Here is a 16,357-nt window from a genome sequence, read left to right as displayed (position 1 = left end):
AAGAGATAGGCCGCACCCACTCGCTCCACATTTCCCTGCTCCCCGCACAACAACGCCAAACCCATTTGATCGAAATCAATTCGCTTTTCAGGTGAACTGCTAATCTCCCTCGCATCGGGAATTGCCGGTCGAAGGATAATGCGATGAGCTCTTTTCAGATAGGCGTGAGGGAAAAGGAACATCCCCGGTTTCGTATCGCTTCGGACAACCCGGCAAAAGGTTTGAGCGGGAGCCGGATGGACGTGAACAAGACCGTAAAGCTGAGCAACAGGGACAGGAACATTCTGCTGCGCGTGCCCCTGATAGGGATTGCGGATGAAGCGGCGGCGTTGAAATTGATGGAGGCGGCAACCGTCACCAATCTCAATGCCCGCCATGTACTCTTCAAGGAAGGCGAGGCAGCGCAATATTTCTACTGTGTGCTGTCGGGCTATGTCCGCCTTTACCGGCTGGACAGGCACGGGCGCGAGGCGGATGTGCGTGTCAGCGGTCCGGGCGATACCTTCAACGAATGCCTGATCTTCGGCAGCGACAGCTATCGTTACAGCGCGCAGGCGGCGGAAAGCTGCACCGTGGCGCGTTTCGAACTGGCAAGAATCCGCAGCCTTGTAGATCAGGAACCGGCAATCGCCAAGGCCGTGATGCGCTGCCTCTCTAACAGCCTGCTCGGCACCATGGATTGCATTGCCAACGACCGGCTGCAAACCGCGCCTCAACGCGTTGCCCATTACCTGATCAATCAGGGGCCGCGCGACGCTACGTCCTTTTCGCTGCGTCTGCCGTTCCAGAAAAGCCTGCTCGCCGGCAAGCTCGGCCTTGCGCCGGAAGCGCTGTCGCGCGCTTTCTCCGCACTGAAAAAGGCGGGCGTCACCGTTCGAGGCCGCATCGTGCAGGTCAATGATGTCGCGGCGCTGAAGCAGATTTGAAGAAGTACCGGGGAGAGGAAGAGGACGGGACGCCTACGGGTATCCCGTCCTCTAATTTTTTGTCGAGCAGGATATCAGACCGGCTGCGGCACGAAGCGGAAGCGATCGCCCTCTCGCTCGACGCGGAAAAACCCACCAAGATGGCCGCCGGAAACCAGCCAGCCGTGATCGGCAACCTGGGTCAGCGCATCGAGACGTGTCGAATAGGCAGTTTCGGAATCGATATCATAGACGAAACCGATACCCGGATCGTCCGCCTGCAACGCGCTCACATGCAGCACATCGCCCCACAATAACAGCCGGTCATCGCCGTTACCGATGAGATAGCCGGTATGGCCAGGCGTATGGCCGGGCATGGCGATGGCTTCCATACCCTCGGCAATCCTGCCAGTTGGGATTGGCCGCAGCATGGCCCCACAAATGTCGAGCAGCCGGGCGGCAATATCGAAAGCGCCCTGCCGCGCAGGCGGCAATGTCTTGCGCGCATCCTCGCTGGTGAAAAAGGCAAGATCGGCCTCGGGCACCCATATGTCCGCATTGGGAAAATAAGGCCGGTCGCCTTCGATAAGTCCCAGCGCATGGTCGCCGTGAATATGGGTGAGGATAACTCGGCTGACATCATCAGGCTGGATCCCAGCAGCAATCATCCCCGCACGGGCATGGCCGTAGGTCGGCCCCCAGGCCGTGCCGCAACCGGTGTCTATCAGCGAAATACCATCAGGCCCTGACAGCACAAAACAGTTGACGTCCATATCCACCTTTTCGCCCTCATGCCCGGCAAGCGCCGCCGCCAGCGCATCCGCGCCCTGCCGGTGGATGAGGTGGCCGACAGGCGCCTTGTAGACACCATCGACAAAACGGGAAACGTCATAGGGACCAAAACGGAGGGGCGTGGTCATGTCTCAGAGACCGCCCTGCTCTTTCAGGAAACCGACGATGCGGTCAACACCCTCGCCGCGCTTCATGTCGGTAAAGACGAAAGGCATGGCATTGCGCATGCGGGTGGCATCACTGTCCATCACCGTCAGATCAGCGCCGACGTAAGGGGCAAGGTCTTTCTTGTTGATGACCAGCAGGTCCGAGCGGGTGATGCCCGGCCCGCCCTTGCGCGGAATTTCCTCGCCCTGACAGACGGAGATCACATAGATGGTGATATCGGCAAGATCGGGCGAGAAAGTCGCCGCAAGATTGTCGCCACCGGATTCGATGAAGACAACATCGAGATCGGGAAAGCGCGCATTGAGACCGGCAATCGCCTGCAGATTGATCGTCGCATCCTCACGGATGGCGGTATGCGGACATCCGCCCGTCTCCACTCCAACGATACGCTCGGACGGCAGCGCCTGCATGCGCACCAGCGCTTCCGCATCCTCCTTGGTGTAGATATCATTGGTAACGACGGCGACGGAGTAATCGGCGCTCATCGCCTTGCAAAGCTTTTCCGTCAGCGCGGTCTTGCCGGAACCGACCGGTCCGCCAATGCCGACGCGCAGCGGACCGTTGCCCGATTTCATGCCCGATGTCACAACCATGTTCCCTTCAATATGCTTTGATGTTGTCCCACCATAACGCTTCGCACGACCGCTTCAAGGGCGGCAATGCTGCATTGCGGCGAGATATTCAGGAGCGGAAAAGCCGCGTTCCCTGCATCTCGTGCCGCATGGTCGCGGTGTCGGCGATAACAGTGGCACTGCCGAGATCGTCGAGCGTGGATTGCACGGCCCGTGCTGCCATTTCGCCGATCGACGCCTCGCTTTCGGCGAGAATGGCAACGCCATCCTTCTGCCCCGCGACGCCGAGGCGGATACCGGCGGAGACGATCTGCGAGACACCGGCATGCAGGAATGCGGCAACCGTTTCCCGAAGCGGCACGCCATGCCCTGCCGCCACCGCACCTATGGCAACAGGATAAGGAACCTCTTTCGGCAACAGCTCAAGAACCGCGTGCGGCCAGGCGCCGGCGGCGGCAACGAAGGCATCGCCGAGGAGCACCGTCTCGCGGTAGCGCTCCGCAGAACCGGCGAGCGCGCGAGCCAGATCCGCCGCTTCACTCAGGGCGACGGCGTCCGTTCCATTACGCCAGGCATCAGCCAGAAATACCGCATCGTTCCACAGACTGCCGGAACGCAGAAGCACCTCCACCCAGCCGTAAAGACCGGCGGCATCACTGACGCGCCGGTCCTCGACCGCCTTTTCAAGGCCGCCAGAGTAGGAAAAGCCGCCGACAGGAAAGGCCGGCGACATCCAGGCCATGAGCCGCAGCAGCGCGGCAACGCCGCGATCTTCGCTCATGCCTCAGCCATGGTCGTGATGGTGACCATGGTCATGCCCGTGCCCGTGACCGTGGGAATGGCCGCCATGGGCGTGGTAAGCACCGCGCGCCGGCTGGAAAGGTTCTTCCACATCACGCACTGTTGCGCCAAGGCCTTCCAGCATCGCGCGGATCACGTGGTCACGCAGGATGAGAATACGCTCCTCCTCGATCTGCGCCGAAAGGTGCCGGTTGCCCAGATGCCAGGCAAGCTCGATCAGGTGAAGACGGTCCTTCGCCTTGATTTCGAACAGCTTTTCGTCCGCAGCGCGAACCTCCACCAGATCACCGTTCTCCACCACCAGCAGGTCGCCATGGGCAAACAGTACAGCTTCCTTCAAATCCAACATCACCATCTCGTCATTCTGCAAATGCAGAAGTTTGCGGCGCAGATGTCGCTGGTCATGCGCGAGAGTGACATAACCGGAAGGTTCGTCGGCTGGAGTTCCGGCGGGGTGATAGGACGTGACGCGCAGCATGGGATGATCCATTTCAGAAACAGTCTTGGGGTTCCGATTGTTGACGGATAGACCGGCCGATTTCAAGGCGTGTTTTCAGGTCGAACGCATCTCGGAAAACGAAAAAGCCCGGCATCGCTGCCGGGCCTTGTCAAAAAAAGCAAACCGCAATCAGGCCGCAGCGCGGCTCTTCAGGTTTTCCAGAATGTTCTGCGGCGAGGAAACGCCGTAAGGGTCGGTATCGCTATTGTCGCAATAGCCCTCTTCCTCAAACCACTGCTCCACCAGACCGTCGTTGATGACGGCGGCGTAACGCCAGGAGCGCATGCCGAAACCGAGATTGTCCTTGGCGACCAGCATGCCCATCTTGCGGGTGAACTCGCCCGAACCGTCAGGAATGACCTTGACGTTTTCGAGGTTCTGGCCCTTTGCCCAGGCATTCATCACGAAGGCGTCGTTGACCGACAGGCAATAGATTTCATCGACGCCGAGCGCGCGGAATTCGCCCGCGAGCTTTTCGAAATCGGGAAGCTGGTAGGTCGAGCAAGTCGGCGTGAAAGCGCCGGGCAGCGAGAAAAGAACGACCTTTTTGCCCTTGAAGTAGTCGTCGGAGGTCATGTCCTGCCAACGGAAAGGGTTGGGGCCACCAACGGCCTCGTCGCGAACACGCGTGCGGAAGATAACGGCGGGCACTTTTTTGCCGAGCATGTCTTGTCTCCTGATCTGTCTTCAATTTTCTGGCGTTTTGCACGGATCGCTTGGGACCGATCCGCACGGAATTCTTTTGCCGTTTCTTTAGCGCAAGATGCGCTGCGGTGCAGCATAAAAATCGGATTACCAGACGTCAAATCAACGAAACGTCGCACCGCGGGAAGATCAATTGTGCAGCGCTACCGACCAGCGCAACAGTGGCGGCAACGGTGTCCACCAGCCGGTGCGAATGCCGGCTTGCCGCAGCATGGCGGCAGACCACGTGTTGCAGCCGGCCAGCGCATTGAACCAGCCATTCGCCTCGAAAAATCCATCCGTCAGGCTGTAGGAAGCACCGGGTATAAGCTGAACTTTGTCATTGTCCCGCAGGAAGCTCGCACGAATGCCCGCCACAAGTCGCTGATATCCCGCTTCGGAAATGCGAAGGCGCTTCACCCCGGCAAGGTCGGCGGGAAAATCCCCAGTCACATCCACATGCATCACAGACTGGTCGAGTGTCAGAGAGCGCACGACTGGCATCGGCTTCAGGTCGGCCCATGTCGGCGTCTGTATGTAAAACGACCGGCCACCCCAGCCGAACACCAGATAGGCAGCAGCCGGATGGTTGACCGCGATACCGCCCTCCTGCAATTCGGAAAAGACCCGACGCAGATCGTCATCAACAGGCAGGGCGATATCGGTATGGATCGGATTGGATAACAGCAATATCTCGCGATCCCTCACGCCGCTTGTTTCATCGGCAAAAAAGGGTCGCGGCACGACGTTGCCGAGCACAAGAAGCAGGATGATCAGCAGCAGGCCACCGCCGATCCACCTTGTGATAAATCTCACCACGAAACGCCGTCAGAACAGGAAATAACGCTGCGCCATCGGCAGCACCGTCGCCGGTTCACAGGTCAGAAGCTCGCCATCGGCGCGCACCTCATACGTTTCCGGGTCAACCTCGATATGCGGGGTCAGCGAATTGTGGATCATCGAGGCCTTGGAAATACCGCCGCGCACGTTCTTCACCGCCATCAGCTTCTTGGCAACACCAAGACGCCCTGCAAGGCCGGCATCCAGCGACGCCTGACTGACAAATGTAACCGAGGAATTGGTGCGCAGCTTGCCATAGGCGGCAAACATCGGGCGGTAATGCATCGGCTGCGGCGTGGGAATGGAGGCATTCGGATCGCCCATCGGTGCCGCGGCGATGGAACCGCCGAGCAACACCATTTCCGGCTTCACGCCGAAGAATGCCGGGTTCCACAACACCAGATCGGCACGCTTGCCGACTTCGATGGAGCCGATCTCATGGCTGACGCCCTGCGCGATGGCCGGGTTGATGGTATATTTGGCGATGTAACGGCGGACGCGGAAATTGTCGTTTTCGCCGGTCTCTTCCTTCAGGCGGCCGCGCTGGCGCTTCATCTTGTCAGCCGTCTGCCAGGTGCGGATCGCCACTTCACCGACACGGCCCATGGCCTGGCTGTCGGAGGAAATGATCGAGAACGCGCCGATATCGTGGAGAATATCCTCCGCCGCGATGGTTTCCTTGCGGATGCGGCTTTCGGCGAACGCGATATCCTCAGGGATGGACGACGACAGGTGGTGGCACACCATCAGCATATCCAGATGTTCGGCCAGCGTATTGATGGTGTAGGGCCGCGTCGGGTTGGTGGAAGACGGGATGACGTTCGGATTACCGCAGACCTTGATGATATCAGGCGCATGGCCGCCGCCTGCCCCTTCGGTGTGGAAGGCATGGATGGTACGGCCCTTGATGGCGGCAACCGTGTCTTCCACGAAACCGCTCTCGTTCAGCGTATCGGTGTGGATCATCACCTGCACGTCATATTCGTCAGCCACCGTCAGGCAATTGTCGATGGCGGCGGGCGTCGTGCCCCAGTCTTCGTGCAACTTCAGCGATGAGGCACCGGCAAGGATCATCTCTTCCAGCGGCGCGGGCAACGAAGCATTGCCCTTGCCCGCCAATGCGAGGTTCATCGGGAAAGCATCGAAGCTCTCGATCATCCGCTCGATGTGCCACGCGCCGGTGCAAGTGGTGGCAAGCGTGCCATGCGCGGGGCCGGAACCGCCGCCCAGCATGCAGGTAACTCCGCTCATCAGCGCTTCTTCGATCTGCTGCGGGCAGATGAAATGGATATGTGCATCCATGCCGCCGGCAGTCAGAATCTTGCCTTCGCCGGCAATCGCCTCTGTCGAAGGGCCGACAATGATCGTCACGCCCGGCTGCGTATCGGGGTTGCCCGCCTTGCCGATGGCGTGGATGCGCCCGTTCTTCAGGCCCACATCCGCTTTGTAGATGCCGCTATGGTCGACGATGACGACGTTGGTGATGACGGTATCGACAGCGCCCTCGGCCCGCGTCGCCTGGCTCTGGCCCATGCCGTCGCGAATGACCTTGCCACCGCCGAATTTCACTTCCTCGCCATAGGTCGTGTAGTCCTTCTCGATCTCGATGAAGAGTTCGGTATCGGCAAGACGCACCTTGTCGCCGACGGTCGGGCCGAACATGCCGGCATAGGCGGCGCGGGAAATCTTGTAAGGCATGGTTTCAGGCTCCTTCGGACGCGGAGAAAATCGATATGGGAGAAATTCGTGTCAGCCGGCCCTCGTGTGTGAGGGCCTCTACAAGCTGTTTTTCGGCGGCAAACGGATGCCCGTTCCAGCCTTGATGACCAAAGCCCGCAATCGCCACCTCGTCATCGCCGCCGCTCACGGTCTCCAGAACATGGGCAATGGCCAAAAGCCCGGTGCTCGGGCAGACGTAAGGGGCCGGCGCATAGACCTGCAATGCGTGATCAAGCCGCTCATGCACCCCCCGCGGAATGACGAGGTGGCTCTTGCCGGTATCTTCGGCTAATGCTGCGAAACCGGCGGTATAATCGGCACAAAAATCGGTCAGTTCGGGCCAGCGAGCGCGGATATCCGGCTCCATCTGCGAAAATTTCGCGGGATCGCGCACCGACCAGATGGCGGAAGCCTGCTGCACCCCCTCATTGTCGCGCCACGCGGCCCCTTCGCTCATCTCGCGGCCGGGCCGGCCGGTGTTGCAAACGGCCACCACATCCGTGCGGGTGCCGCCAGCGCCCAGCGAACGGCAATCGTTGAAGCGGATGACAATGTCGGAAAGGTCGATGAGATCAGCCAGGCCCTGCGGCATTTCTCCGTTTCCGACAATCATGATCCGCCGCCCCATACCGTTCAGAAACCTTCGGACAACTGGCGCAATTCATCAGCGCGCTTGTTGCTCATATCGGCCAGGCATGAGGAAACCAGCATCGGCTCCATCGTGCCGCCACGCGCCTGAAACCCGAAGGCATCACAATTGGCATCGCGAAACGCCACCCACGCACGCTGGGCGGCAACCAATGCATCCACGGCACCCTTGCCGCTTTCGTCTGCCGTCTTGTCACGCTCGGCAAGCTGCTTGCGAACCTTCTGGTAGGCGGCGTTCAACTGCTTGTCAGCCTTTTCGTAATCCTTGCCGGCGCAGATTGTCATATCGGCCTGCGTTTGCGGCGAGGTGCAATCGGGCGCGTCATCGGCAAATGCGGAAGACGCCGCAAGAGACAGCAGGACAGCCGCACCGAAACAGAATTTTTTCAAAGTCATGGCCATCACTCAGGCAGCCGCGCCATCGAAAGCCTGCGGCTTCAGCGCACGCGGATCGACACCATCAAGGCAATTAGTATTCACCGCCACCATCGGCGTCCCATCCGGCCCATCGGCATAGGCAAAACTCTCAATGCCGCAGGTGGCGCAGAACAGATGATGGATCTTGTGCTTGTTGAAGAGATATTCCGTCAGCTTGTCTTCGCCGGAAAGCAGGGTGAATTTTTCGCGCGGCGCAAAGGCAAGCGTCGAGCCCAAGCGCTTGCAGCGCGAGCAATTGCACACGACCGTGTGGTCGAGATCGGCATCGACCTCGAAGCTCACGTCGCCGCATTGGCAACTTCCGTGATAATGTGCCGTCGCCATCTCATAACCTCCCCATGATCTGTTGACGAAACCCGTAAACCTCACGCTTGCCGGAAAGCGGCACCAGCGTCACTTCCCGCTTCTGGCCGGGTTCAAAACGAACCGCAGTACCAGCCGGAATGTCGAGACGCATGCCGCGCACCTTATCGCGGTCGAAGACAAGACCCGCATTGGTCTCGAAGAAATGGTAATGGCTGCCCACCTGAACCGGCCGGTCACCGGTATTGGCCACCTCGATCGTCACCGTCGGCTGGCCGGCATTGAGTTCGATGGTGCCCTCTGCGGCAATGATTTCGCCTGGTTTCATGGTGCTCCCCTTTGTCTCTCTCAAGCAGCGGTGGCTGCCGCGCAGCCTTCAGCCTTCAGCACCCGTGTCTTCGATGCCGGATTGTTGACGAGTTTGGCCGCCGGGCGGATGGGCCTGCGAACCAGCTCGCCGCCGCAATTCGGGCAGGCGCCTTTGAGCACATCGGTCGCGCAATCGGCGCAAAAGGTGCATTCGAACGAGCAGATCATCGCATCCCGACTGTCGGGGGCAAGATCACGGTCGCAGCATTCGCAATTGGGCCGAAGCTCCAGCGCCATATCGTCCCCCTCAGCGTATCGGTTCGTGAACGGTCACAAGCTTGGTGCCGTCGGGAAATGTTGCTTCCACCTGCACATCATGGATCATGTCGGCGATGCCTTCCATAACCTGATCGCGGGAAATGACATGCGCGCCGGCTTCCATCAGGTCGGCCACCGCGCGACCATCGCGGGCGCCCTCGACAACGAAATCGGTAATCAGCGCAATCGCTTCCGGGTAATTCAGCTTCACGCCACGCTCCAGCCGGCGGCGCGCCACCATGGCGGCCATGGAAATCAGCAGCTTGTCTTTTTCTCTCGGAGTAAGGTTCATCGTCGTCCCGCAGCTTTCGCACCTGCCTCGCAAAACACAGTGTTTCGGGGGCCGATCCGACTTGTTTGACAGACCCCGGAAGGTCGCCTGTCGCGGGCGATCCGGAGCTTTACAGATTCCAGACTTTCGGCACTGGCGCGCCGTTTCGCAAGAGCGAAATGATCGGAAAAAGTATTTTTCTAAGGGAGAAGCCGTCCGCGGCGGACACGCGCACGACAAGCTTGCCCTGCCATTCGCTGGCGCCGCCGCTTTCCCCGGCAATAGCCCGGATTTTAGGCAAAAGCGCCTCGGCCAGAGGCCCGATATAAAGAAGCGTGGCAAAGGCCACCTGCCCGGCAAGCACCGCAGGTTTTGCAGTCAGCTCCGCCACTTCTCCCGCAAGCAGCAGCTCTTCGGCATGTACCAGCCGGCCGCCATGGCGAATGCGCCAACGATCCCGGAACAGGCCATGCTGCATCGCTTCGCCCATGGCCTGACGCCCGAGCAGCACGGCTTCGACGGCAATGAATTCGGAGGTTGCGTCGAGATCGGCTTCCAGCCTGCGGGTCAGCGACGCCCGGTCGAAAAGAATGGTTTCCTGCGGCAGCCAGTGCAACCGGGCGCCCGGCCCTGCGGAAACGCGGGCGGTGACGGTGGCGGTTCCGGAGGATGCCTTGTAGACCTTCTCGCAGGCCTGCGTCGTCACCACCAGCGAGGTGCCGGCTCCGGCAACAGCCTGCCATTCCATTTCATCTCCGCCGGTCAATCCGCCGGAGGAGTTGATGAGGATGGCCTCGATCTCGTTGGAAAACGTATCCGGCAGGCGGATCTTGGCGCAACCTTCCTGGAACAATTGGTCCAGCCGGCTGCGCCCTTCGACAGCCTTGGTTACAATGCGTCCTCTGCCACGGGCGCGCTGCTGCCGGGCAGGTTCGCCGTCTTCGAGACCGGAAGGGCGGATGGCTTGCTGTTCTGGCTGCACGCGGTCTCCGAAACGGTTGCGGAAGCGGACCCGGCCTTGGCGCCGCAATCTTTTTTGACGACGGCATCCACCACCATCTGTCCTTCCGTGTTGCGGAAGAAATCCCACATTCTTTCCGCCGCATCAACCGTGCGCGTCACTTCGCCTGTGGGCATCTTGCGCTCCACGGCGGGTTCCGCCTTCGGCGTCTGCTCGCCACCCGGCTTGCGGGTAAGGACCGCCGACGCTGCCAGCACTTCCGCCTTCATGGTGGCGCGCGGCCAGGCATGGTCCCAATTGTCGATGACATAGGACTGGATACGTGCCCCGCCCTTGCAGACGTCATAGGAATTGACGGTGAAGCTCTCGCCTGGTCTGGTTTTCGCGCCGCCCTTGCAGCCGTCCATTTCCGCCCAGCGTTTCAGCGCCGTCTCGCCGCCATATTGCCAGTAGGACTTGCCACCACCCTGATAGGGATTGGCCGGATCCTTCAGACCCGCAAAGGCGATGATCGACATCGGCCGCGCCGGCTTGCAGCTTGCCGCATCCGGTCCCCATTTGCCCTCGGTCTCCAGCGGATAACCCGCGCGCAACGATGCAACGAAGCCGGCAGCGGTGAAATCCGCGCTGCCATTGCAGATGAATTGCGACAGCATGCGCCCGCCGCCGGAATACCCGGAACCGTAAAAGCGCTCCTCATCCACGCAGAACTTGCCTTTCACCATGGCAATTGCATCGCGAATGAAGCTCACCTCATCCAGCCCGTCGGGACGGGTGGTAACACCAGGAACATTCCAGGCATGGGTGCCGGGCAATTCGCCATTGAGGCTGCCCGCCAGCGCCACCACCATCAGGCCGTCGCGCTCGGCAAGCTTGTCCCAGCCGCTGCGGTTCAGCTGTCCGTGCGGATTGCTGTTGGAGCCGTGGAAATCGAACACCACAGGCACCGGTTTTTTTCCGTCATAGGCGGATGGAACGAAATAAACGCCTTCGCGTTTCTGACCACTGGAAAGAATGGAAAAATCATGCCTGCCCGGTTCCACGCCGGGTTGAGCAAGCTGACCGCAGGTCGAGGCCGACGCTGCGACACTCGCGCTCGCGCAGATCGCAAGACCCAGAAACAGGGTACGGGCGGAGCGGAACAGCCGGGCAGCCCGGCCAAGGGCAAAGTCTTGATGCATTGACACGCCTTTATTGGGCACGGTTTCCCCGACGATACGTCGGACGCGCGTGGAATGTAAGGGATCAACTGTCGCGGCGTGCGAATAGACTTCGTCTGTGTCTCGCATGCAGCATTTTCGCTGCCAATATCACAGGCGTTTATTCAATGAAATGCTAAAATTGCGCATAAAAGCCATGCAGACACGCATAGACTTTCAAAATATTAATCGGCCGTTTGCACACCGTGATCGGCGTGCGTGGCTTCTAGTCTCGATTTATACTGTCAGATGGCGACGCGCCTCGGGCGTATCCAGCGTTTCGGCAAGCCCCTCATGCACAATTTCGCCCCGGTCCATGATGTAGACATAGTCGGCAAGCTCACGGCAGAAATCCAGATATTGCTCGACCAGCAGGATCGCCATACCGGTTGAATCCCTGAGATATTTGATTGCGCGGCCAATATCCTTGATGATCGACGGCTGAATGCCTTCGGTCGGCTCATCGAGAACGAGGATTTTCGGCCTCGCCACCAGCGCCCGGCCGATGGCGAGCTGCTGCTGCTGGCCACCGGACAGGTCGCCGCCGCGTCTGCCCAGCATGGATTGCAGCACAGGAAACAGGCTGAAAATATCGTCGGGAATGAAACGCTCCTTGCGCGGGAGCGGCGCATAACCGCTTTCAAGGTTTTCCTGCACGCTGAGCAGCGGAAAGATTTCACGCCCCTGTGGCACGTAGCCGACACCGCGCTTGGCCCGGTGGTAAGGTGCCAGCCCATCCAGTGCTGCCCCTTCAAAGCTGATCGACCCGCCACTGATGGCATGCTGGCCGGTGACCGCGCGCAACAACGAGCTTTTGCCTACGCCGTTTCGGCCGAGAACACAGGTGATCTTGCCCATCTCCGCTTTCAGAGACACGCCCCGCAGGGCTTGGGCTGCGCCATAGTGGAGGTTGATGTTTTCGACGTTCAGCATGGTGCAACTCCATTGATGCTTTGGTGGGCGGCGCTACCCCCTCTGCCCTGCCGGGCATCTCCCCCACACGGAGGGAAATCAGATGCCGTTCCCGCTCGTCCCATCGCCTACTGGTCTTGGGGCAGGGTGTTAGCCGCTTGCCGATCTCCCCCCTTGTGGGGGAGATGCCCGGCAGGGCAGAGGGGGGTGAAGCCGCAGACGCTTCCATCACCGCCCCAGATAATTCTCGATCACCTTCGGATCGCTGGACACAAAATCGATCGACCCTTCGGCCAGCACCGAGCCCTCGGCAAGACACGTCACCTTCACGCCCAGCTCGCGGATGAAGCCCATGTCGTGCTCCACCACCACGACCGAGCGGGTCTTGGCGATTTCCTTCAGGAGTACGGCAGTTTCCGCCGTCTCCGCATCCGTCATGCCCGCCACCGGCTCGTCCACCAGAAGCAGCTTCGGCTCCTGCGCGAGCAGCATGCCGATTTCCAGCCACTGTTTCTGGCCGTGCGAGAGGTTGGCCGCGAGATCGCCGCGGCGGTGGCTGAGACGCACGGTGGCGAGGATTTCCTCGATACGCGCCTTGTCCTCCGCTGTCAGCCTGTAGAACAGCGTGGCGAAGACGCCGCGTTTGCGGTTCAACGCCAGTTCCAGATTGTCCCAGACGGTATGGCTTTCAAACACCGTTGGCTTCTGGAATTTACGCCCGATGCCCAGCTGGGCAATGTCCGCCTCGTCCTTTTTCGTGAGGTCGATGCTGTCTTCGAACAGCACCGTGCCCGTATCCGGCCGGGTCTTGCCGGTGATGATATCCATCATCGTCGTCTTGCCGGCGCCATTCGGACCGATGATGGCCCGCAGCTCGCCCGGCTCCACCACGAAGGACAGGGAATTGAGCGCCCTGAACCCGTCGAAGGAAACGGAAACACCGTCGAGATAAAGCAGGCTTTTGGTTCTGTTTTCGGAAACCGTGTTCATATCAGCCTCACTCCGCCGCCTGTTGCGCCGCTGTTGCAGCACTGTCATTGCCCGGTTGTCCGGCCGCACTTGCCGCCCGCGCAACACGCTTTTCGCGCCGGCCGACCAGATAATGCTGCACGGTGCCAACGATGCCCTTGGGGAAGAACAGCGTCACCGCGATGAACAGCCCACCCAGCGCAAACAGCCAGAATTCGGGGAAAGCGCCAGTGAAATAGCTCTTGCCGCCATTGACCAGCAGCGCGCCGATGATCGGCCCGATCAGCGTGCCGCGCCCGCCGACTGCGGTCCAAACCACCACCTCGATGGAGTTGGCGGGGGAGAATTCGCCGGGATTGATGATGCCCACCTGCGGCACGAACAGCGCACCGGCAATGCCCGCCATCATGGCCGAGACGACGAAGGTAAAGAGCTTGATGTTTTCCACCCGGAAACCGAGGAAGCGCACCCGGCTTTCGGCATCGCGCACGCCCACCAGCACCTTGCCGAATTTGGAATTGACGATGCCGGATGCAATCAGCAGCGAAAGCGCCAGCATCACGGCCGTCATCGCAAACAGCACGGCACGGGTGCCATCCGCCTGCACGGAAAAGCCGAGAATATCCTTGAAATCGGTGAGACCATTGTTGCCGCCAAAACCCATGTCATTGCGGAAGAAGGCAAGCAGCAGGGCGTAGGTCATGGCCTGCGTGATGATGGAGAGGTAGACGCCGTTGACGCGAGAGCGGAAGGCGAACCAGCCGAACACGAAGGCGAGCAGGCCGGGCACCACCAGCACCATCAGTGCTGCAAACCAGAACATGTCGAAGCCGTGCCAGAACCACGGCAGTTCCTTCCAGTTGAGGAACACCATGAAGTCAGGCAGCACAGGATGGCCGTAAACACCGCGCGTGCCGATCTGCCGCATCAGATACATGCCCATGGCATAACCGCCGAGCGCGAAGAAGGCGGCGTGGCCGAGCGAGAGAATGCCGCAATATCCCCAGACCAGATCAAGCGCCAGCGCCAGCAGCGCATAGGCCAGATATTTGCCGAGCATCGACATGATGTAGGTCGGGATGCGGAACGCGCTGTCAGCCGGCAACAGCAGATTGGAGGCGGGCACCAGCACGGCGATGGCCAGGATGATGCCGATGGCGATGGAAATGCGGCGATCGAGCGCGCGCAGGAGGAAGCCGGTAATCATGCTTCGATCGCCCTTCCCTTGAGTGCGAAGAGACCACGCGGCCGCTTCTGGATGAACAGGATGATGAGAACGAGCACGAGGATCTTGCCGAGCACGGCGCCCACCGTCGGCTCAAGGAACTTGTTGAGCACGCCGAGCGACAGCGCACCCACGAGCGTTCCCCAGAGATTGCCGACCCCGCCGAACACCACCACCATGAAACTGTCGATGATGTAGCTCTGGCCGAGATTGGGCGAGACATTGTCGATCTGCGACAGCGCTACCCCGGCAAGGCCGGCAACGCCGGAACCGAGCGCGAAGGTGAAGGCATCCACCCAGGGCGTGCGGATGCCCATGGAAGAGGCCATGCGGCGGTTCTGGGTCACAGCGCGCATCTGCAAGCCGAAGGCGGAGCGCTTCAAAAGCACCAGCAGCGCGAAGAAGACGGAAAGCGAGAAGCAGACGATCCACACGCGGTTCCAGGTGAAGTTGAGGTAACCAACGCTGAACGAGCCGGACATCCAGCTCGGGCTGCCGACCTCACGGTTGGTCGGGCCGAAGATGGAACGCACGCCCTGTTGCAGGATCAGCGAGATACCCCAGGTGGCGAGCAGCGTTTCCAGCGGTCGCCCGTAGAGATAGCGGATGACGCCGCGCTCCATGATGAGGCCGACGCAGGCTGTGACCAGAAAGGCGGCCGGCAGGGCAATCGCCAGTGACCAGTCGAACAGGCCGGGGAAATGGCTGCGGATCAACTCCTGCACCATGAAGGTGGAATAGGCGCCGATCATCACCATCTCGCCATGCGCCATATTGATGATGCCCATGACGCCGAAGGTGATGGCAAGACCGATGGCGGCCAGCAGCAGCACCGAGCCGAGCGACAGGCCGTACCAGACATTCTGTGCGTAATCCCAGAAGGCAAGGGAACTCTCGATGCTGGAAATCGCCTCGTCCACATCCGGCTTCAGGCTCGGATCAACCGTGGGCGTCGCCGCCATCAGAATGCTGATCGCATCGCGCCCGCCAAGCGCCTTGATGGTGGCGATCGCTTCTTTCTTCACCTCAAGGGGGCGGTCGGAGGAAAGCAGCGAGACAGCCCGCGCCTCCTCCATCCGCGTCCGCACCTCTTTGTCGGTTTCCTTGGATATGGCCGCTTCCAGCAATTCCAGATTTTCGGCACTGGGGGCTTTCAGAACCGCATCGGCGGCGGAAAGCCGCACCGAGCGTTCCGGACTGAGCAACGTCAGGCCGCCCATCGCGGCGCGGATGACGCGACGCAGATTGTTGTTGACCCTGATCTTGGTAACCGCCGCCTTCGGCGCTTCGCCAGCACTTTCGCCGGTCAGCGGATCGATGAGTGTGAAATTGGAACCCGACGGCTTGGTCATGAACACCAGATTGTCGGCCTTGCGCACGTAAAGATCGCCTGATGCAAAAGCCTCAAGCGCCGGCACCACCCGCGCGTCGCCGGTGGCAGCAATCTGGCCGATCAATGTTTCGGCCTGCTTGAAGTCAGCCGTGCCGAGCTGGTCGATCAGCGCCTTCGGATCGCTCTGCGCGAGGGACTGGGCGGCGATCCCCAGGGTGAGCCAGAGGAAGATGGCTCCGAGAAAAGATCGGATCGTCATGTCGGGTTCCTTGGAGCGGCGGTGTATTTTATCTGGCGATGAGTAAGTGGCTTACCCCCCTCTTCCCTGCCGGGCATCTCCCCCACAAGGAGGGAGATCGGCAAGACGCGCCTGCGTCGCTCTGTCTCTACAGATGAGAAAGGGCGGAGCCTTGCCGCGAGTCGATCTCCCCACCTGTGGGGGAGATGCCCGGCGGGGCAGAGGGGGGCATGCTTGTTCAGTTTCGAATGAT

Annotated in this window: 20 protein-coding genes; 1 reads left to right on the top strand and 19 read right to left on the bottom strand. The window is 60.6% G+C overall.

Features of this window, described 5'->3' with window-relative positions; genetic code table 11:
• Nucleotides 1-236: 236 nt before the first annotated feature.
• Nucleotides 237-926 (top strand): Crp/Fnr family transcriptional regulator, encoded by a 690-nt coding sequence (locus tag J5276_RS02270; protein ID WP_019565122.1) that lies wholly within the window; start codon nt 237-239, stop codon nt 924-926.
• 74 nt (nt 927-1,000) lie between these two features.
• Here the strand turns inward: J5276_RS02270 and J5276_RS02265 are convergent, their stop codons facing one another.
• From J5276_RS02265 to urtB, 19 genes are all read right to left on the bottom strand, one after another.
• Nucleotides 1,001-1,825, bottom strand: coding sequence for an MBL fold metallo-hydrolase (locus J5276_RS02265; protein WP_112154303.1), 825 nt, complete (start codon nt 1,823-1,825; stop codon nt 1,001-1,003).
• Between the two features lie 3 nt (nt 1,826-1,828).
• Entirely contained in the window at nt 1,829-2,440 is a 612-nt protein-coding gene (gene ureG / locus J5276_RS02260) for an urease accessory protein UreG (RefSeq protein ID WP_013636707.1), read from the bottom strand.
• Between the two features lie 106 nt (nt 2,441-2,546).
• The gene (locus tag J5276_RS02255) at nt 2,547-3,218 is read right to left on the bottom strand and encodes an urease accessory protein UreF (RefSeq protein WP_162632867.1); all 672 of its coding nucleotides are present in this window, start codon (nt 3,216-3,218) and stop codon (nt 2,547-2,549) included.
• A gap of 3 nt (nt 3,219-3,221) precedes the next feature.
• Nucleotides 3,222-3,716, bottom strand: a complete 495-nt coding sequence (gene ureE / locus J5276_RS02250; RefSeq protein ID WP_038492924.1) for an urease accessory protein UreE — start codon at nt 3,714-3,716, stop codon at nt 3,222-3,224.
• A 150-nt stretch (nt 3,717-3,866) separates the two neighbouring features.
• Nucleotides 3,867-4,403, bottom strand: coding sequence for a peroxiredoxin (locus J5276_RS02245; protein WP_111790616.1), 537 nt, complete (start codon nt 4,401-4,403; stop codon nt 3,867-3,869).
• A gap of 168 nt (nt 4,404-4,571) precedes the next feature.
• Nucleotides 4,572-5,240, bottom strand: a complete 669-nt coding sequence (locus J5276_RS02240) for a TIGR02117 family protein (RefSeq protein WP_162632866.1) — start codon at nt 5,238-5,240, stop codon at nt 4,572-4,574.
• A gap of 9 nt (nt 5,241-5,249) precedes the next feature.
• Entirely contained in the window at nt 5,250-6,959 is a 1,710-nt protein-coding gene (gene ureC / locus J5276_RS02235) for an urease subunit alpha (RefSeq protein ID WP_013636712.1), read from the bottom strand.
• Nucleotides 6,960-6,963: 4 nt separating this feature from the next.
• Complete coding sequence (locus J5276_RS02230) at nt 6,964-7,608, bottom strand: Urease operon accessory protein (protein WP_162632865.1); 645 nt, start codon at nt 7,606-7,608, stop codon at nt 6,964-6,966.
• A 5-nt stretch (nt 7,609-7,613) separates the two neighbouring features.
• The gene (locus J5276_RS02225) at nt 7,614-8,024 is read right to left on the bottom strand and encodes a lysozyme inhibitor LprI family protein (protein ID WP_003513903.1); all 411 of its coding nucleotides are present in this window, start codon (nt 8,022-8,024) and stop codon (nt 7,614-7,616) included.
• Nucleotides 8,025-8,033: 9 nt separating this feature from the next.
• Nucleotides 8,034-8,390, bottom strand: a complete 357-nt coding sequence (locus tag J5276_RS02220; protein WP_112154305.1) for a GFA family protein — start codon at nt 8,388-8,390, stop codon at nt 8,034-8,036.
• A 1-nt stretch (nt 8,391) separates the two neighbouring features.
• The gene (locus tag J5276_RS02215; protein WP_003491734.1) at nt 8,392-8,697 is read right to left on the bottom strand and encodes an urease subunit beta; all 306 of its coding nucleotides are present in this window, start codon (nt 8,695-8,697) and stop codon (nt 8,392-8,394) included.
• 20 nt (nt 8,698-8,717) lie between these two features.
• The gene (locus J5276_RS02210) at nt 8,718-8,975 is read right to left on the bottom strand and encodes a DUF1272 domain-containing protein (protein WP_112154306.1); all 258 of its coding nucleotides are present in this window, start codon (nt 8,973-8,975) and stop codon (nt 8,718-8,720) included.
• 10 nt (nt 8,976-8,985) lie between these two features.
• Complete coding sequence (locus J5276_RS02205; protein WP_003513909.1) at nt 8,986-9,288, bottom strand: urease subunit gamma; 303 nt, start codon at nt 9,286-9,288, stop codon at nt 8,986-8,988.
• A gap of 109 nt (nt 9,289-9,397) precedes the next feature.
• Nucleotides 9,398-10,249 (bottom strand): urease accessory protein UreD, encoded by an 852-nt coding sequence (locus tag J5276_RS02200; protein WP_003513912.1) that lies wholly within the window; start codon nt 10,247-10,249, stop codon nt 9,398-9,400.
• Nucleotides 10,156-11,409, bottom strand: a complete 1,254-nt coding sequence (locus J5276_RS02195) for a PHB depolymerase family esterase (RefSeq protein WP_065702617.1) — start codon at nt 11,407-11,409, stop codon at nt 10,156-10,158. Before J5276_RS02195 ends, J5276_RS02200 begins: the two co-directional genes overlap by 94 nt.
• A gap of 255 nt (nt 11,410-11,664) precedes the next feature.
• The gene (gene urtE, locus J5276_RS02190) at nt 11,665-12,360 is read right to left on the bottom strand and encodes an urea ABC transporter ATP-binding subunit UrtE (protein ID WP_112154307.1); all 696 of its coding nucleotides are present in this window, start codon (nt 12,358-12,360) and stop codon (nt 11,665-11,667) included.
• A gap of 207 nt (nt 12,361-12,567) precedes the next feature.
• Nucleotides 12,568-13,329: an urea ABC transporter ATP-binding protein UrtD gene (gene urtD / locus J5276_RS02185; protein WP_003513917.1), complete on the bottom strand. Its 762-nt coding sequence runs from the start codon at nt 13,327-13,329 to the stop codon at nt 12,568-12,570.
• A 7-nt stretch (nt 13,330-13,336) separates the two neighbouring features.
• Entirely contained in the window at nt 13,337-14,515 is a 1,179-nt protein-coding gene (urtC, locus tag J5276_RS02180; RefSeq protein ID WP_003513919.1) for an urea ABC transporter permease subunit UrtC, read from the bottom strand.
• A complete protein-coding gene (gene urtB / locus J5276_RS02175; protein ID WP_025594332.1) occupies nt 14,512-16,125 on the bottom strand; it encodes an urea ABC transporter permease subunit UrtB in 1,614 nt (537 codons plus the stop codon). Before urtB ends, urtC begins: the two co-directional genes overlap by 4 nt.
• Between the last annotated feature and the right edge of the window lie 232 nt (nt 16,126-16,357).

It is taken from the genome of Agrobacterium sp. S7/73, assembly GCF_019355535.1.
In the GTDB taxonomy this organism is placed as follows: domain Bacteria; phylum Pseudomonadota; class Alphaproteobacteria; order Rhizobiales; family Rhizobiaceae; genus Agrobacterium; species Agrobacterium tumefaciens.
The sequence above is the reverse complement of the archived record's forward strand: the minus strand, read 5'-3'. Positions and strand labels throughout refer to the sequence as shown.

Coding starts and splice junctions, on each gene's coding strand:
- urtE (WP_112154307.1), bottom strand. CDS start 12,360: ATGCTGAACGTCGAAAACATCAACCTCCACTATGGCGCAGCCCAAGCC.
- J5276_RS02255 (WP_162632867.1), bottom strand. CDS start 3,218: ATGAGCGAAGATCGCGGCGTTGCCGCGCTGCTGCGGCTCATGGCCTGG.
- urtC (WP_003513919.1), bottom strand. CDS start 14,515: ATGATTACCGGCTTCCTCCTGCGCGCGCTCGATCGCCGCATTTCCATC.
- J5276_RS02270 (WP_019565122.1), top strand. CDS start 237: ATGGACGTGAACAAGACCGTAAAGCTGAGCAACAGGGACAGGAACATT.
- J5276_RS02210 (WP_112154306.1), bottom strand. CDS start 8,975: ATGGCGCTGGAGCTTCGGCCCAATTGCGAATGCTGCGACCGTGATCTT.
- J5276_RS02230 (WP_162632865.1), bottom strand. CDS start 7,608: ATGGGGCGGCGGATCATGATTGTCGGAAACGGAGAAATGCCGCAGGGC.
- J5276_RS02225 (WP_003513903.1), bottom strand. CDS start 8,024: ATGACTTTGAAAAAATTCTGTTTCGGTGCGGCTGTCCTGCTGTCTCTT.
- ureE (WP_038492924.1), bottom strand. CDS start 3,716: ATGCTGCGCGTCACGTCCTATCACCCCGCCGGAACTCCAGCCGACGAA.
- urtB (WP_025594332.1), bottom strand. CDS start 16,125: ATGACGATCCGATCTTTTCTCGGAGCCATCTTCCTCTGGCTCACCCTG.
- urtD (WP_003513917.1), bottom strand. CDS start 13,329: ATGAACACGGTTTCCGAAAACAGAACCAAAAGCCTGCTTTATCTCGAC.
- ureC (WP_013636712.1), bottom strand. CDS start 6,959: ATGCCTTACAAGATTTCCCGCGCCGCCTATGCCGGCATGTTCGGCCCG.
- ureG (WP_013636707.1), bottom strand. CDS start 2,440: ATGAAATCGGGCAACGGTCCGCTGCGCGTCGGCATTGGCGGACCGGTC.
- J5276_RS02245 (WP_111790616.1), bottom strand. CDS start 4,403: ATGCTCGGCAAAAAAGTGCCCGCCGTTATCTTCCGCACGCGTGTTCGC.
- J5276_RS02195 (WP_065702617.1), bottom strand. CDS start 11,409: ATGCATCAAGACTTTGCCCTTGGCCGGGCTGCCCGGCTGTTCCGCTCC.
- J5276_RS02215 (WP_003491734.1), bottom strand. CDS start 8,697: ATGAAACCAGGCGAAATCATTGCCGCAGAGGGCACCATCGAACTCAAT.
- J5276_RS02265 (WP_112154303.1), bottom strand. CDS start 1,825: ATGACCACGCCCCTCCGTTTTGGTCCCTATGACGTTTCCCGTTTTGTC.
- J5276_RS02220 (WP_112154305.1), bottom strand. CDS start 8,390: ATGGCGACGGCACATTATCACGGAAGTTGCCAATGCGGCGACGTGAGC.
- J5276_RS02205 (WP_003513909.1), bottom strand. CDS start 9,288: ATGAACCTTACTCCGAGAGAAAAAGACAAGCTGCTGATTTCCATGGCC.